The organism is Streptococcus sp. LQJ-218, from assembly GCF_003428885.1.
Taxonomy (GTDB): domain Bacteria; phylum Bacillota; class Bacilli; order Lactobacillales; family Streptococcaceae; genus Streptococcus.
Genome location: NZ_QQRU01000003.1, coordinates 94052 through 108681, shown reverse-complemented (window position 1 = coordinate 108681; position 14630 = coordinate 94052). Strand labels below are relative to the sequence as shown.

At 38.0% G+C, this 14630-nt stretch carries 17 protein-coding genes and 1 pseudogene; 12 read left to right on the top strand and 6 right to left on the bottom strand.

The features are described 5' to 3' along the window. The 3 genes from D2908_RS03505 (at position 1) to D2908_RS10090 (ending at position 1879) form a co-directional block, all read left to right on the top strand. On the top strand, positions 1–717 hold the full coding sequence (locus D2908_RS03505; RefSeq protein WP_117304903.1) for an ABC transporter ATP-binding protein: 717 nt from the start codon (positions 1–3) through the stop codon (positions 715–717). Next, positions 714–1445, top strand: a complete 732-nt coding sequence (locus D2908_RS03500) for an accessory regulator AgrC (protein WP_117304901.1) — start codon at positions 714–716, stop codon at positions 1443–1445. Before D2908_RS03505 ends, D2908_RS03500 begins: the two co-directional genes overlap by 4 nt. Before the next feature lie 134 nt (positions 1446–1579). Next, the gene (locus D2908_RS10090) at positions 1580–1879 is read left to right on the top strand and encodes a CPBP family glutamic-type intramembrane protease (protein WP_240628271.1); all 300 of its coding nucleotides are present in this window, start codon (positions 1580–1582) and stop codon (positions 1877–1879) included. A gap of 264 nt (positions 1880–2143) precedes the next feature. On the opposite strand, the pseudogene D2908_RS03490 reads toward D2908_RS10090, so the two are convergent. Both D2908_RS03490 and gdhA read right to left on the bottom strand, forming a co-directional pair. After that, positions 2144–2521, bottom strand: a pseudogene (locus tag D2908_RS03490) (IS630 transposase-related protein); the annotation flags it as partial. 116 nt (positions 2522–2637) lie between these two features. Then, on the bottom strand, positions 2638–3984 hold the full coding sequence (gdhA, locus tag D2908_RS03485) for an NADP-specific glutamate dehydrogenase (RefSeq protein WP_117304899.1): 1347 nt from the start codon (positions 3982–3984) through the stop codon (positions 2638–2640). A gap of 230 nt (positions 3985–4214) precedes the next feature. Here gdhA and D2908_RS03480 point away from each other — a divergent pair, with 230 nt between their 5' ends. The 7 genes from D2908_RS03480 to D2908_RS03450 all read left to right on the top strand — a co-directional run bounded on the left by D2908_RS03480 (position 4215) and on the right by D2908_RS03450 (position 10820). Next, positions 4215–5150, top strand: a complete 936-nt coding sequence (locus tag D2908_RS03480; RefSeq protein WP_117304897.1) for a dihydroorotate oxidase — start codon at positions 4215–4217, stop codon at positions 5148–5150. 32 nt (positions 5151–5182) lie between these two features. Continuing rightward, positions 5183–6220, top strand: a complete 1038-nt coding sequence (holA, locus tag D2908_RS03475) for a DNA polymerase III subunit delta (RefSeq protein ID WP_117304895.1) — start codon at positions 5183–5185, stop codon at positions 6218–6220. A 172-nt stretch (positions 6221–6392) separates the two neighbouring features. Further along, positions 6393–6998, top strand: coding sequence for a superoxide dismutase SodA (sodA, locus tag D2908_RS03470; RefSeq protein ID WP_094753210.1), 606 nt, complete (start codon positions 6393–6395; stop codon positions 6996–6998). A gap of 160 nt (positions 6999–7158) precedes the next feature. Further along, a complete protein-coding gene (locus D2908_RS03465; protein ID WP_117304894.1) occupies positions 7159–7689 on the top strand; it encodes a YutD family protein in 531 nt (176 codons plus the stop codon). 20 nt (positions 7690–7709) lie between these two features. Continuing rightward, positions 7710–8795: a 23S rRNA (adenine(2503)-C(2))-methyltransferase RlmN gene (rlmN, locus tag D2908_RS03460; protein ID WP_000804760.1), complete on the top strand. Its 1086-nt coding sequence runs from the start codon at positions 7710–7712 to the stop codon at positions 8793–8795. Beyond that, positions 8795–9277, top strand: a complete 483-nt coding sequence (locus tag D2908_RS03455) for a VanZ family protein (protein ID WP_117304892.1) — start codon at positions 8795–8797, stop codon at positions 9275–9277. Before rlmN ends, D2908_RS03455 begins: the two co-directional genes overlap by 1 nt. Before the next feature lies 1 nt (position 9278). Beyond that, positions 9279–10820: an ABC-F family ATP-binding cassette domain-containing protein gene (locus tag D2908_RS03450; protein WP_000025378.1), complete on the top strand. Its 1542-nt coding sequence runs from the start codon at positions 9279–9281 to the stop codon at positions 10818–10820. Between the two features lie 215 nt (positions 10821–11035). Here the strand turns inward: D2908_RS03450 and D2908_RS03445 are convergent, their stop codons facing one another. The 4 genes from D2908_RS03445 to D2908_RS03430 form a co-directional block, all read right to left on the bottom strand. Continuing rightward, positions 11036–11824 (bottom strand): peptidylprolyl isomerase, encoded by a 789-nt coding sequence (locus D2908_RS03445; RefSeq protein ID WP_117304890.1) that lies wholly within the window; start codon positions 11822–11824, stop codon positions 11036–11038. A 108-nt stretch (positions 11825–11932) separates the two neighbouring features. Beyond that, on the bottom strand, positions 11933–12205 hold the full coding sequence (locus tag D2908_RS09915; protein WP_240628270.1) for a hypothetical protein: 273 nt from the start codon (positions 12203–12205) through the stop codon (positions 11933–11935). Between the two features lie 213 nt (positions 12206–12418). Beyond that, positions 12419–12643 (bottom strand): helix-turn-helix transcriptional regulator, encoded by a 225-nt coding sequence (locus D2908_RS03435; protein ID WP_117304888.1) that lies wholly within the window; start codon positions 12641–12643, stop codon positions 12419–12421. Between the two features lie 2 nt (positions 12644–12645). Further along, a complete protein-coding gene (locus D2908_RS03430) occupies positions 12646–13242 on the bottom strand; it encodes a DUF3796 domain-containing protein (RefSeq protein WP_117304886.1) in 597 nt (198 codons plus the stop codon). An 853-nt stretch (positions 13243–14095) separates the two neighbouring features. Here D2908_RS03430 and rpsP point away from each other — a divergent pair. Continuing rightward, positions 14096–14368, top strand: a complete 273-nt coding sequence (gene rpsP, locus D2908_RS03425; protein ID WP_000268760.1) for a 30S ribosomal protein S16 — start codon at positions 14096–14098, stop codon at positions 14366–14368. A 19-nt stretch (positions 14369–14387) separates the two neighbouring features. Next, on the top strand, positions 14388–14627 hold the full coding sequence (kphA, locus tag D2908_RS03420) for an RNA-binding protein KphA (RefSeq protein WP_117304884.1): 240 nt from the start codon (positions 14388–14390) through the stop codon (positions 14625–14627). Positions 14628–14630 lie beyond the last annotated feature (3 nt).

Below are 14630 nucleotides of genomic sequence, written 5' to 3'. Positions count from 1 at the left end.
ATGAGTAAGTTAACAGTTTCTAATTTAACAAAAGTTGTAAAGAACAAGATGCTATTAAATAACGTCTGCCTTTCCTTGAACTATGGGCAAGTCTATAGTCTTATAGGAGATAATGGTGCAGGAAAAACAACACTATTCCGATGTATTTTGGGATTAAGTAAACCTACTGGAACCGTTGCTCTCGACGATAAAATCGTAAATTCTTTCAATTATAACGAATTCCTTAAAAAAGTCGGTGTTGTCTTTCCTTTTCCAGATAGCTTTGGAGCTTATACTGTAAAAGAGGTTTTTGACAATCATACACGTTATTATGCTTGTCAATCTGTGGATGTTGAAAGTTATCTAAAAAAATTTGGACTAAATGTTTACTTAGGAGATATGATTTGTAAATTTTCTTTAGGTATGAAGCAACGCCTTAATATTGCCTTAGCATGTTTGCATAATCCAGAGATATTGATACTAGATGAACCATTTAATGGTTTGGATAGAGATGGGATTCTTTTTCTTCAGCATCTTTTGCTGGATTTCAAAAAACAAGAGAAGTTGATTATTATTTCAAGCCATTCATTTGCTGAATTAGAGAAGATAACCGATCGCCTTATTTTTATTCAGCAAGGAGAAATTTTAGTGGATACAGATGTTTTAGAAATTAAGCGACAAGGTTTTGAAACTTTTGAACAATTCTATAGAAAAATAAAAGAGGAATACGGTGTATGAAGGAACAGATCATTTATGAGTTCACTACCCATGGTCGTTATTTTAGGGGCATTATGTGGACAAATATATTAGTCAACTTATCAGCTTTGATTTTTTTCAGTTTGGTAGGACATTTTGAGTCATCTGATCAAAACTCTATTTTAACTGACTCTGCAGGCATAATGACTTTGGCTTCAACATTAACAGTATCTGTTGCTGCTATTTATGGTGTTGTCATTCTAAATCGCTTGTTATTAAAAGATTATATTGGAAATGCAAGGGAAATTATCTTTTTATTTCCAGGAGGTAGATTTGAGATATTTCTAAGTAAAGTTATTTCTTTGTCTATTCATTGTTTATTAAGTCTGGTTCCTGTTTTGTTCCTTGAAAATCTTATTTTTTATTTTATAGGACTCTCTCTTGGTGTTTTATCAATTGGCTTGTTTGTATATGTGTTAAAAGCTATCTTCGTAGCTATGTTTGCAGGCTTTTTTGTACTTATCGTAGTGTTAACTTCAATTCTAGTAGGCCAAATGACACAATCAATTAATGTTCCCATTATTGTATCTATAATAATTGTGTCAATTATGGGGAATTTTGTAGCTTACCTATATCAATTAAACAATTTAATTATAGTACTTCTGACTTTATGTGTCGTAGTTTTAGTTTGTTTTACAATTAGTATTTTAATTGATAGAGTTAAAAAAGATGATTTGATAAAGAATACACCTATAAAAAAAGGCAAGTAGAGAATCATTAAGAGCAACTTTTATGGTTTTACTCTATGCCATTTCCTGTAAAATAATTAGTGGTTTTTTCTATCTTACTATTTGTGGGAACTTTAGGTCGCTTTTGTTAGATATATTTTTTTCAATATTCAAATTTGTTACTTCTTATTATAAAAGTAAATACTAGCTATTATTTTATACATAATTTTTCAGTATGTTTATTAGTAATAATCGGATTTGTTGTACAAAGTTACGTAGAGGAATTATTATTCAGAGGTCAAATTTTAACGATTTTATTGAAAAACTTTAACTGGTATATCATCAGTGGAATCTTAGCTTTTACCTTTACATTTGGCCATGCTTTGAATGGTGGTTTCACAATTATCTCATTTGTTACATTGTTCAGTGTTTTTACAAAAAATCTCTCTTTTAGCAGTGGATTTCATTTTATTTGAAATAGCGTACCGTGTATTGCTCTAGGAATGGATATGAGTGAGATAAAAGTTCCTTTTAGTTTATTTAGCACAAATTTAACGGGTCAAGATTTATAGACTGGTGGTGTTTTTGGGGTTGAGGGAAGTATCTCGGTTTTATGTGTGGTTTTCATACTTACAGTTGCTCTGCTCCAAAGAACTTGTAGAGAAGAATTAGGTCATAAAGGAGATTGATTATTTTGGTAAAAAAAATGCACAGGATAACCTGATGCATTTTTTAGTGACAATGCTTGCTAGTTCCTTCTGTAGAAATAAAGCTACTTTTTCTGGGTCTTGTTCATAGTAGGTGTGATTCTTTTTTTCGAGTGTATCCCATAGCTTTGAGAGCATAGTGGATGGTAGTTGGGTGACAACCAAATTCAGAAGCTATTTCAGTTAAATTAGCGTTTGAATTGTCAGTAAGATAGTTTTTAAGTCTATCTCTATCAACCTTTCTTGGTTTTATTCCTTTTACTTGATGGTTTAGCTCCCCGGTTTTCTCTTTTATAACCAGCCATAAATAGTATTACGTGAGATTTGAAAAACGTGTGATGCTTCTGTTATACTACCTGTTTGCTCACAATAGTCGAGAACTTTTTTACGAAAATCTATTGAATATTCCATAAGAAGATTACAGCACATTGTGTACTATTTTTGGTTCAGTTTACTATAATGTTCCAACTGTTTAATTCAACATAAAAATCCCCAATCGAAGCGATTGAGGATTAAGCAAATGGATCTTAAACAATCCCTTGTGCAATCATAGCGTTTGCTACGTTTTCAAAGGCTGCAATATTTGCACCTGCAAGGTAGTCAGTATCAAGATCGTAAGTTTCTGCAGTTGTTTTAGCTGTGTTAAAGATGTTAGTCATGATGTCTTTGAGACGTCCATCAACCTCTTCGCGTGTCCATGAAAGGCGAAGGCTGTTTTGGCTCATTTCAAGAGCTGATACAGCTACGCCACCAGCATTGGCAGCTTTGGCAGGTCCGTATAGGATTCCATTTTCCTTGTAGACTTTGATAGCTTCAAGGTCGCTAGGCATGTTAGCTCCTTCAGATACACAGATAATTCCTTGAGCAACCAAGCGTTTCGCAGCTTCACCGTTGATCTCGTTTTGAGTCGCACATGGAAGAGCAATATCGTAGTTTCCAGTGTAAGTCCATACAGAACCTTCGTAGTAAGTAGCTGTTGTTTTTTCTGCAGCGTACTCAGTCAAACGAGCGCGACGTTTTTCTTTAACATCTGTCAGAAGGTCAAAGTCGATACCATTTTCATCGATGACATAACCGTTTGAGTCAGATACAGAGATAACAGTTGCACCAAGTTCAGTTGCTTTTTGAAGAGCGTATTGTGCTACATTACCAGAACCTGAAATCACAACTTTCTTACCAGCAAAGCTGTTGTCGTTTGCTTTAAGCATTTCTTCTGTGTAGTAAACCAAACCGTAACCAGTTGCTTCTGGACGGATCAAGCTACCACCAAATCCAAGAGGTTTACCAGTCAAGACACCAGCGTCAAATTGATTAAGTCGTTTGTATTGACCGTAAAGGTAGCCAATCTCACGTCCACCAACACCGATATCACCAGCAGGTACGTCAAGAGATGGTCCGATGTATTTTTGCAATTCTGTCATAAAGCTTTGGCAGAAGCGCATCACTTCAGCATCAGTTTTGCCTTTAGGATCAAAGTCTGATCCACCTTTACCTCCACCGATTGGAAGTCCAGTCAAAACGTTTTTAAAGATTTGTTCGAATCCGAGGAATTTCAAGATCCCTTGGTTTACAGTTGGGTGGAAACGAAGTCCGCCTTTATATGGTCCAACAGCTGAGTTGAATTGAACACGGTAACCGCGGTTAACTTGAACTTTTCCATCACGGTCAACCCAAGGAACACGGAAAGAAATCACGCGCTCAGGTTCTGTGATACGTGCCAAGATATTTTCTTCAATATACTCAGGGTGTTTTTCAAAGACAGGCTCCAAAGTGCTGAAGAATTCTTCAACTGCCTGGAGAAATTCAGCCTCATGCCCGTTACGAGCTTTTACAGTTTCAAACACGCTTTGGATATATTCTTTAGCAGATGTCATATCGTTCTCCTTTTTGTTGTCATATTTTATTACATGAGACATTATAGCAGAATTTTTTTTTACTGTAAAGAAAAAACAGAAATTTTCTAAAAATTCTTTCAATTTAGTTTTTCAGATTTTCTGAAAATGGATAAATAACGAACATTTTCTATTGAAATGCTTTTATTGAAAGGCAAAAGTCAAAGTATGGTATAATATTAAAAATAAAAGGAATCTGGAGGAACAGAATCATGGTATCAACTAAAACACAGATTGCTGGTTTTGAGTTTGACAATTGCTTGATGAATGCAGCAGGAGTTGCTTGTATGACAGTTGAGGAGTTGGAAGGTGTCAAAAACTCAGCAGCAGGAACCTTTGTCACTAAAACAGCAACCTTGGAATTTCGTCAGGGAAATCCGGAACCACGTTATCAAGATGTTCCACTCGGTTCTATCAACTCTATGGGGCTACCAAATAATGGTTTAGATTATTACTTAAACTATCTTTTAGAGTTACAAGAAAAGGAAGCAAATCGTACCTTCTTTTTATCATTAGTTGGCATGTCTCCAGAGGAAACTCATACCATTTTGAAAAAGGTTCAAGAGAGTGATTTTCGTGGTCTAACTGAACTCAATCTCTCCTGTCCAAATGTTCCCGGTAAACCTCAGATTGCCTATGATTTTGAGACAACAGACCGTATCTTGTCAGAAGTCTTTGAGTATTTTACAAAACCATTAGGAATTAAGCTTCCACCATATTTTGACATTGTTCACTTTGACCAGGCAGCAGCTATTTTCAACAAATATCCGCTCAAGTTTGTTAATTGTGTCAACTCTATTGGAAATGGTCTCTATATAGAAGATGAGTCAGTCGTGATTCGTCCTAAGAATGGCTTTGGTGGAATCGGTGGAGAATACATCAAACCAACAGCCCTTGCTAATGTTCATGCCTTTTATCAACGCTTGAATCCAGAAATCCAAATTATCGGAACTGGTGGCGTGTTGACTGGTCGTGATGCCTTTGAACATATCCTATGTGGTGCCAGTATGGTGCAAGTAGGAACTACCCTCCATAAAGAAGGAGTTGGTGCTTTTGACCGCATTACCAATGAACTGAAAGCAATCATGGCAGAAAGAGGGTACGAGACCCTAGAAGATTTCCGTGGGAAATTGCGCTATATCGATTAAATGAATTAAAAAATCAGAAGAAAGGAGTGACGATGCTAGCTATTGAAGAAAGTGAGAAGTTGACTTTATCAAATTTACCGAGTCTGAGCCTATTTACAGGGACAGATCAGGGTCAGTTTGAAGTGATGAAGAGTCAAGTGTTAAAGCAGGTTGGTTATGATTCTGCTGACCTCAACTTTTCCTACTTTGATATGAAAGAAGTAGTATACAAGGATGTGGAACTGGAGTTGGTCAGCCTTCCTTTCTTTGCGGATGAGAAAATCGTGATATTGGATCATTTTGTCGATATCACGACCGCTAAAAAGCGCTTTTTAACAGAAGATGAGCTCAAGTCGTTTGAAGAATACCTTGACAATCCTTCCCCAACAACCAAGTTGTTAATCTTTGCAGAAGGAAAGCTGGATAGCAAAAGACGATTGGTTAAATTACTGAAGCGTGATGCCAAGGTCTTTGATGCAGTAGAAGCTAAAGAACAAGAACTGCGCCAGTATTTCCAAAAGTGGAGTCAGAAAGAAGGTCTGCAGTTTGCCAATCATTCTTTTGAAAATCTCCTTATCAAATCTGGTTTTCAATTTAGCGAAATCCAGAAAAATCTCCTTTTTTTACAGTCCTATAAGGCAGATTCTATTATCGAGGAAGAGGATATTGTCAACGCTATTCCTAAGACCTTGCAGGACAATATTTTTGATTTAACTCAGTTTATTCTGACTAAAAAGATGGATCACGCGCGTGAATTGGTTAGAGACTTGACCTTGCAAGGGGAAGACGAAATTAAGCTCATAGCTGTCATGTTAGGGCAATTTCGGACTTTTACTCAGGTGAAGATTTTGGCGGAATCTGGCCAAACAGAATCGCAGATTGCAAGTAGTCTAGGAAGTTTTCTCGGACGCAATCCTAATCCCTATCAAATCAAGTTTGCGCTGAGAGATTCAAGAGGACTTTCCTTTAGCTTTTTGAAGCAAGCTATTTTCTATTTGATTGAGACAGATTATCAGATTAAGACAGGTCTTTATGAAAAGGGTTTCCTTTTTGAAAAGGCACTCCTTCAGATTGCTAGCCAGGTCAATTGACATTTGTTGAAACTACAACCCGCGTCAAGATGATCTTTTCGTGGGTTTCTTGCTGATTTGCTTGTTTTATTAGAAATTATTTCAGTGATTTCTTTATCTATAAGCAAAAAACTTGAAAAAACTGAATGTTTGCGTTATCATTTTCATATAGAAAGAAAAAGAGGTATTACAGATGGCTATTATCTTACCAGATCTTCCATATGCATACGACGCTTTGGAACCATACATCGATGCGGAAACAATGCACTTGCACCATGACAAACACCATCAAACTTATGTCAACAATGCCAATGCAGCTCTTGAAAAACACCCTGAAATTGGTGAAGACCTTGAAGTTTTACTTGCTGACGTAGAATCTATCCCTGCTGATATCCGTCAAGCGCTTATTAACAATGGTGGTGGACATTTGAACCACGCTCTTTTCTGGGAATTGATGACTCCTGAGAAAACAGCTCCATCAGCAGAACTTGCAGCAGCAATCGATGCAACATTTGGTTCATTTGAAGAATTCCAAGCAGCCTTCACTGCAGCAGCAACAACTCGTTTCGGTTCAGGATGGGCATGGTTGGTTGTCAACAAAGAAGGTAAACTTGAAGTAACTTCGACAGCAAACCAAGACACACCAATCTCAGAAGGTAAAAAACCAATCTTGGGCTTGGACGTTTGGGAACATGCTTACTACGTGAAATACCGCAACGTGCGTCCTGACTACATCAAAGCTTTCTTCTCAGTAATCAACTGGAACAAAGTAGATGAATTGTACGCAGCTGCTAAATAATGATAGTTGGAGGGAAGAATTGTTCTTCTCTTTTTTAGGTTATATGATTATGGTCTGACAAAATCGTCAGACTTTTTTCATTTTTTAAGAGAAACGTGCTAAGTGTTAGAAATTATGGTAGAATAATAAAGTATTAAGTAATCGTGAAAAAAGGATATCTATGCGAAAAGAAATTGCACCTGAATTATACAACTATAACAAGTTTCCTGGTCCTGAGTTCCAATTACATGGGGACAAGGTCGAAACGGAAGGGATAGCTTTTTCCTTGGTGGAAAATAGCAAGGATGCCTTTGATGTGACGGCTTTTAATCAGCGTTTTTCAGAAGTCTTAACCAAGTTTGATTATATCGTGGGAGACTGGAGCAACGAACAGCTTCGCCTACGAGGTTTTTACAAGGATAACCGAACAGAAGAAAAACTTGAAAAAATCAGTCGTTTACAAGACTATCTTTTAGAGTATTGTAGTTATGGTTGTGCCTATTTTGTCTTAGAAAATGAAGCACCTAAGCGAGCATCATTTGACAAGAAAATGCGTAAGAAGGAAGATGAAATACCTTCTAAAAAAGGAAAGAAACCTTCTCAAAACAAGAGAAAACCGAATGCAGATAAGAAAAATAGACGTCGTCAGAAAGACCAGCATTCTCAGAAAGAGGACAAGGGACAACGTCATTTTGTCATTCGTCAGAAGTGAGTAGAGAATAAGGAGAAGAAATGAAACCGTCAATTTATAGTTTAACACGTCAAACCATGCAGGAATGGGTTTTGGAGCAAGGAGAAAAGAAATTCCGTGCAGATCAAATCTGGGAATGGCTCTACCGTAAGCGTGTCCAGTCATTTGAAGAGATGACTAACCTATCAAAAGATTTGATTGCTAAGCTTAATGACCAGTTTGTGGTCAATCCCTTGAAACAACGTATCGTTCAAGAGTCTGCTGATGGGACAGTCAAATATCTTTTTGAATTGCCAGATGGTATGTTGATTGAGACAGTACTCATGCGTCAGCACTATGGTTTGTCTGTCTGTGTAACCACTCAGGTCGGCTGTAATATCGGTTGTACCTTCTGTGCCTCTGGTTTGATTAAGAAGCAACGTGACCTCAATAACGGTGAAATCGTAGCTCAAATCATGTTGGTTCAGAAGTATTTTGATGAGCGTGGTCAGGACGAACGCGTCAGTCATATTGTTGTTATGGGAATTGGTGAGCCATTTGATAACTACAACAATGTCTTGAATTTTGTCCGTACTATCAACGATGACAAGGGAATGGCTATCGGTGCTCGTCACATCACGGTTTCAACCTCAGGTTTGGCCCATAAAATTCGTGATTTTGCTAATGAAGGGGTTCAGGTCAATCTTGCAGTTTCCCTTCACGCACCTAACAATGAATTACGTTCAAGCATCATGAAGATTAACCGTGCCTTTCCGATTGAAAAACTCTTTGCTGCTATTGAGTACTACATCGAAACAACCAATCGCCGTGTAACTTTTGAGTATATCATGCTAAATGAAGTTAATGACGGTGTAGAACAAGCCTTAGAATTGGCTGAATTGCTCAAAAACATTAAGAAATTGTCTTATGTAAACTTGATTCCTTATAACCCAGTTAGTGAGCATGACCAATATAGCCGTAGTCCTAAAGAGCGCGTCCTGGCCTTCTATGATACGCTTAAGAAAAAAGGGGTCAACTGTGTGGTTCGTCAAGAGCATGGTACTGATATTGATGCAGCGTGTGGACAATTGCGTTCTAATACAATGAAACGTGATCGCCAGAAAGCAGTCGCAGCAGTCAATCCTTAATGATGAAGAAAACGTATAATCATGTTTTGGTCTGGGGAGTCATTTTCTATAGCATTTGTATCATTTACTTTTGCTTTACTCCTCAAGAACAATCTCCTCTGGGAGTGGAAACTCCAGGTATTCAGCATCTTGGACGCCTGGTTTTTCTTTTGACTCCTTTCAATTCTCTCTGGAAACTGGGTGAGGTAAGTGACATTGGACAATTATGTTGGATTTTTCTACAAAATATCCTAAATATTTTCTTGCTTTTTCCTCTGATTTTCCAACTCCTTTATCTCCTTCCAAATTTGCGAAAAACAAGAAAAGTGATTTTTTTCAGTTTTCTAGTGAGTCTTGGAATCGAGTGTACGCAGTTAGTCTTGGACTTTTTCTTTGATTTTAATCGTGTCTTTGAAATTGATGATTTGTGGACCAATACCTTGGGTGGCTATTTGGCTTGGCTACTTTATAAACGATTACATAAAAACAAGATAAGGAATTAAAATGAGTATTTTAGAAGTTAAAAATCTGAGTCACGGTTTTGGTGACCGTGCAATTTTTGAAGATGTGTCCTTCCGTCTCCTCAAGGGAGAACATATCGGTCTGGTCGGTGCCAATGGTGAAGGAAAATCAACCTTTATGAGCATCGTGACTGGTAAGATGTTGCCAGATGAAGGGAAGGTAGAGTGGTCTAAATATGTAACCGCAGGTTATCTGGATCAGCACTCTGTTCTTGCTGAAGGGCAGTCGGTGCGTGATGTTCTCCGTACTGCTTTTGATGAGCTGTTTAAAGCAGAAGCTCGTATCAATGACCTCTATATGGAAATGGCTGAAGACGGAGCGGATGTTGATGCTCTCATGGAAGAAGTTGGTGAACTTCAAGACCGTTTGGAGAGTCGTGATTTCTATACCTTGGATGCTAAGATTGACGAAGTAGCGCGTGCCCTTGGTGTTATGGACTTTGGCATGGATACAGATGTAACTTCTTTGTCTGGTGGGCAAAGAACCAAGGTGCTTTTGGCTAAACTCCTCCTTGAAAAGCCTGATATCTTGCTTTTGGACGAGCCGACCAACTACTTGGATGCCGAGCACATTGACTGGCTCAAGCGCTATCTCCAAAACTATGAGAATGCCTTTGTCCTTATTTCACACGATATTCCATTTCTGAACGACGTTATCAACATCGTCTATCATGTAGAGAATCAACAGCTGACACGTTATTCTGGTGATTACTACCAGTTCCAAGAAGTCTATGCCATGAAGAAATCACAGCTAGAGGCAGCCTACGAACGTCAGCAAAAAGAAATTGCGGATCTCAAGGATTTTGTGGCTCGAAACAAGGCGCGTGTTGCAACACGAAACATGGCCATGTCTCGTCAGAAGAAATTGGATAAGATGGATATTATCGAACTGCAAAGTGAGAAACCAAAACCATCCTTTGATTTCAAACCGGCTCGTACACCTGGGCGCTTTATCTTCCAAGCCAAGGATTTGCAAATTGGTTATGACCGTCCTCTGACCAAGCCTTTAAATCTTACCTTTGAACGCAATCAGAAGGTTGCCATTATTGGTGCCAATGGTATCGGGAAAACAACTCTCTTGAAGTCTCTCTTGGGCATTATTCCACCAATCGCTGGGGAAGTGGAACGCGGTGACTACCTAGAACTCGGTTATTTTGAACAGGAAGTAGAAGGCGGTAATCGCCAAACACCACTAGAGGCTGTTTGGAATGCCTTTCCTGCACTTAACCAAGCAGAGGTTCGTGCAGCCCTTGCCCGCTGTGGTCTGACAACCAAGCATATCGAGAGTCAAATTCAGGTCTTGTCAGGTGGGGAACAAGCCAAGGTTCGTTTCTGTCTCTTAATGAATCGTGAAAACAACGTTTTAGTGCTGGACGAGCCGACCAACCACTTGGATGTGGATGCCAAGGATGAACTCAAACGTGCTCTTAAAGAATACAAAGGATCTATCCTTATGGTCTGCCACGAACCAGACTTCTATGAAGGCTGGATGGATCAAATCTGGGATTTTAACAATCTAACCTAAGAATGAGAGTAAAAGAAATACAGTACCGAATATGGATACTGTATTTCTTTGGTTTTTAAGATTTAATACTCTTCGAAAATCTCTTCAAACTGCGTCAACGTCGCCTTGCCGTAGATATATGTAACTGACTTCGTCAGTCTTATCTACAACCTCAAAGCAGTGCTTTGAGCAACCTGCGGCTAGTTTGCTCTTTGATTTTCATTGAGTATAAAACCTTAGTCTTTCACCACTTCGATGCTGTCGATTGTGATAGCAGTAGTTGGTTTGTCTTTCTCATCTTTTTCTGCTTTAGCAATCTTATCTACAACGTCCATGCCCTCGATGACTTGACCAAAGACAGGGTGTTTGCCATCTAGACTAGGGTTTCCTCCTTCTTTATAGGCTTCGATGATTTTCTTTGGATACTTGCTTGTAGGGAGTTTAGCTGAAATATCTGTTGAGTTTTGGTTGATGAAGAACTGGCTACCGTTGGTGTTTGGTTGACCAGTATTAGCCATAGAAAGAGCACCACGGATGTTATAGAGATATGGAGAGATTTCGCTCTTGAAACCAGTTCCATGGTCTTTAGTCTTGTCCTTATCGTGCCAGATGGATTCGCCACCTGTACCATCTCCTTTTGGATCACCAGTCTGAACCATAAAGCCATCAATCACTCGGTGGAAGGGAACGCCATTGTAGTAGCCTTCCTTAGCGTGAGTTAGGAAATTTTCAACCGCAAGAGGGGCTAGCTTTGGAAAGAGTTTGATGCGGATATCTCCTTGACTTGTGTGGAGAATGACTTCAGCCTCGTCTTCAGCAACTTCTTTAGATAGTTGTGGGAAATTGGCATTTTCATTTGTCAAGGCGTCTTTAAGATCCTTGGCAGATTGGGCAGCTGCTTTGGAGCTTTCCTCAGCGGCCAAGCTAGAATCTACATAGTCATCACCACGCAAACTACGTTGGATGCTGCTACACCCAGCTAGGGCAAAAGTTGAGATTAATAGAAGTGTTGCTAGTTTTTTCATGGGAATCCTTTCAAAAATTCATTTCTACCATTGTACCTTAAAAGGAAGGGGATTTCAAATATTAGTGACAAGACAGTTTTAGAGAAAATCAACCCCAAAGTCACTTGATTAGAGATTTTTCTTTGGATGACGGTCAATGATTGCTTGATGTTCCTTGAGAGCTTGTTCTCCTTTGGGAGTTATTTTATAACCGCGAATCGAAAAGAGACTAGCTAATTCCTCTTCTGAAAAGTTGTCATAAAGGGCTTGGTCAAAATCTGCAATCTTCATTTTAGAAAGGCCTGTAATTCCCTTGCTTTTCAGAATATTCTTTTTCATAGTAGCATTCAGATGGTCAAGTGAATCAAAAGCCGTTTCAATGCCAGCATAACTTTTTTCCACCAGAGTTTTTAGATGCTTAGGGGCATCAATTCCATAAGTGTACTCAAAGTATTTAGGGAACCAGATCTTAAGAAAGCTCGTAAAGCATCACAATTAGTAAACATTAATTCGAAAGAATTACTATATTTTAAAAGAGCACATTTTCAAAGGATTTTTTCTTTTGGATTCAATTCCTAATTAATCAATGAACTGAATGCTAGGTCTCGAAAAGAATTACGTTTCCTCTTTCTGTCTGAGTTCAAAGAGGTCTTCTACTTTCAGATTAAAAACTTGAGCAATTTTAAGAGCCATTTCCAGCGAAGGATTGTAACGGTTATTTTCCAAGTGCAGAATTGTCTCGCGTCGCATGCCGATGAGGTCGGCTAACTCCTGCTGGGTCATGCCTGTGGACTCACGAACAGATTTGAGATTAGTAATAATCTTGCTTTCTTTGGCCATGCTTATCCTCTCCGTTCCAAGATAAAATAGACAACCGCAAAGATTAAAATCAAGGCAGCTATGCTAATAAAGATCTGGCCCATGTAAAGCGTGAGAGACCCTATATATCCAATGCTAACTGCTAGGATCATCAGTGCACCTAGCATAAAAACAAACATCAAGCTAGCTGCCTTTGCTAAATTAGCATAAAAGCGTTCGTCCGGAGTTTCCTTGACATTTTTTAAAGAGAAAAAACCAAATGCAATCACTTCAATAACGAGGCCCATTCCCAAAATCCATTCTTTAATACCAGAACTTTCGCTTGGGGTCGCAACCCAAATTCCTACTGTATAAAAAATGCTTGCTGCAAACAAAAGTATCGTGTAAAGCTTAGCAGACAAGTCAAAAATAATCTTTCCCTTACCTTTCTGACTTTTATGAGACCATAGTTTCATATGTAGCCAGCTCCAAATAGCTACAATTTGACCTTGCACTGAAATACCAGTAATAACTAACTTGGGTCCCCAACTAAGATTAGAACCAAATAAAACAATAAAATCAATAAAGAGAGCTACGGCAATCATTGCAATGAGGCCACGCATTTTTTGACTTTTTTTCATGATAGACTCCTTTTTGTGTTATAAATATATAACATTTAAATGTTATGTTATAAATATATCACACTTAAATTTAGAAAGCAAGAATTTTATGTGTCAATGTGGTAATTATTTGAAAAAAATTTTTAATAAAAACCCTCGCTAGTCAAACAACTAAAGTATTCTTTGAAGCAATGCATCGGATTTGGTTTGGATAGTTTTGTTAATAATATTTGATGATAAAGAATTTTTGGAAAACCTAGATGCTGTATGAATCTCTACTTTTTTTCTTAGACTGTTATAAAGTCTGTCAGAATAAGCTTTGTAGGTGTAGAAGTTAATTTTTACAGAACTAAATTATTCCCCTATTTAGAATCTATTAATTCATATTTTATAAATTAATTAGTAGATATCGATCTTAAAATCCTTGATATTTCGCTTGAGAACGGGCTTGGGATTTAGGAACCAAGCATCCAAATCTCGTTCAGGTGAGATGAAGGACTTGAGTTGATGGTCTTTATAAAATGTTTCTAATACTCTTCGAAAATCTCTTCAAACTACGTTAGCTTTGCCTTGTCGTATGTGTATGGTTACTGACTTCGTCAGTTCTATCTGCAACCTCAAAACAGTGTTTTGAGCAACCTGCGGCTAGCTTCCTATTTTGCTCTTTGATTTTCATTGAGTATAAAATAGTGTTCACGGATAGCCTCTTTTAAACATTTATTTCCTACTTCTAACAAATTCCTAAATGGTTTAAAAATTTTATAGTCTGTCAAGTTTTTTTCTTGACACCTGTCAGAAATCTGCTATAATAGAACATGTGCTAAATAGCTCAGCTATTTCACCGAAATAAAAAATAAGAAAAGAGACTTTAAAAATGGCAGTTAAAATCCGTTTGACTCGTATGGGTTCTAAGAAAAAACCTTTCTACCGTATCAACGTAGCAGATTCACGTTCACCACGTGACGGACGTTTCATTGAAACAGTTGGAACTTACAACCCACTTGTTGCTGAAAACCAAGTAACTTTGAAAGAAGACCGCGTTCTTGCATGGTTGGCTGATGGAGCTCAACCTTCAGATACAGTACGTAACATCCTTTCAAAAGAAGGCGTATTGAAGAAATTCCACGATTCTAAATTCTCAAAATAAGTTTAAAGTAGGTTGACAGATGGATACGATTGAAAATCTCATTATTGCGATTGTGAAACCCTTGATTTCACAACCAGATGCCTTAACTATCAAGATTGAAGATACACCAGAGTTTTTGGAATATCATTTGGATCTTGATCAAAGTGATGTGGGTCGTGTAATCGGTCGTAAGGGTCGCACTATTTCTGCGATAAGAACGATTGTCTACTCTATCCCAACTGAAGACAAAAAAGTAAGAATCGTTATTGACGAAAGATAAGAA

What these genes read in the sequence shown, in the direction of transcription:
- D2908_RS03505 (WP_117304903.1), top strand. Translation starts at nt 1, where the DNA reads ATGAGTAAGTTAACAGTTTCTAATTTAACAAAAGTTGTAAAGAACAAG.
- D2908_RS03430 (WP_117304886.1), bottom strand. Translation starts at nt 13,242, where the DNA reads ATGAAAAAAAGTCAAAAAATGCGTGGCCTCATTGCAATGATTGCCGTA.
- D2908_RS03445 (WP_117304890.1), bottom strand. Translation starts at nt 11,824, where the DNA reads ATGAAAAAACTAGCAACACTTCTATTAATCTCAACTTTTGCCCTAGCT.
- rpsP (WP_000268760.1), top strand. Translation starts at nt 14,096, where the DNA reads ATGGCAGTTAAAATCCGTTTGACTCGTATGGGTTCTAAGAAAAAACCT.
- D2908_RS03465 (WP_117304894.1), top strand. Translation starts at nt 7,159, where the DNA reads ATGCGAAAAGAAATTGCACCTGAATTATACAACTATAACAAGTTTCCT.
- D2908_RS03435 (WP_117304888.1), bottom strand. Translation starts at nt 12,643, where the DNA reads ATGGCCAAAGAAAGCAAGATTATTACTAATCTCAAATCTGTTCGTGAG.
- D2908_RS03455 (WP_117304892.1), top strand. Translation starts at nt 8,795, where the DNA reads ATGATGAAGAAAACGTATAATCATGTTTTGGTCTGGGGAGTCATTTTC.
- D2908_RS03500 (WP_117304901.1), top strand. Translation starts at nt 714, where the DNA reads ATGAAGGAACAGATCATTTATGAGTTCACTACCCATGGTCGTTATTTT.
- sodA (WP_094753210.1), top strand. Translation starts at nt 6,393, where the DNA reads ATGGCTATTATCTTACCAGATCTTCCATATGCATACGACGCTTTGGAA.
- D2908_RS03450 (WP_000025378.1), top strand. Translation starts at nt 9,279, where the DNA reads ATGAGTATTTTAGAAGTTAAAAATCTGAGTCACGGTTTTGGTGACCGT.
- D2908_RS03480 (WP_117304897.1), top strand. Translation starts at nt 4,215, where the DNA reads ATGGTATCAACTAAAACACAGATTGCTGGTTTTGAGTTTGACAATTGC.
- kphA (WP_117304884.1), top strand. Translation starts at nt 14,388, where the DNA reads ATGGATACGATTGAAAATCTCATTATTGCGATTGTGAAACCCTTGATT.
- holA (WP_117304895.1), top strand. Translation starts at nt 5,183, where the DNA reads ATGCTAGCTATTGAAGAAAGTGAGAAGTTGACTTTATCAAATTTACCG.
- gdhA (WP_117304899.1), bottom strand. Translation starts at nt 3,984, where the DNA reads ATGACATCTGCTAAAGAATATATCCAAAGCGTGTTTGAAACTGTAAAA.
- rlmN (WP_000804760.1), top strand. Translation starts at nt 7,710, where the DNA reads ATGAAACCGTCAATTTATAGTTTAACACGTCAAACCATGCAGGAATGG.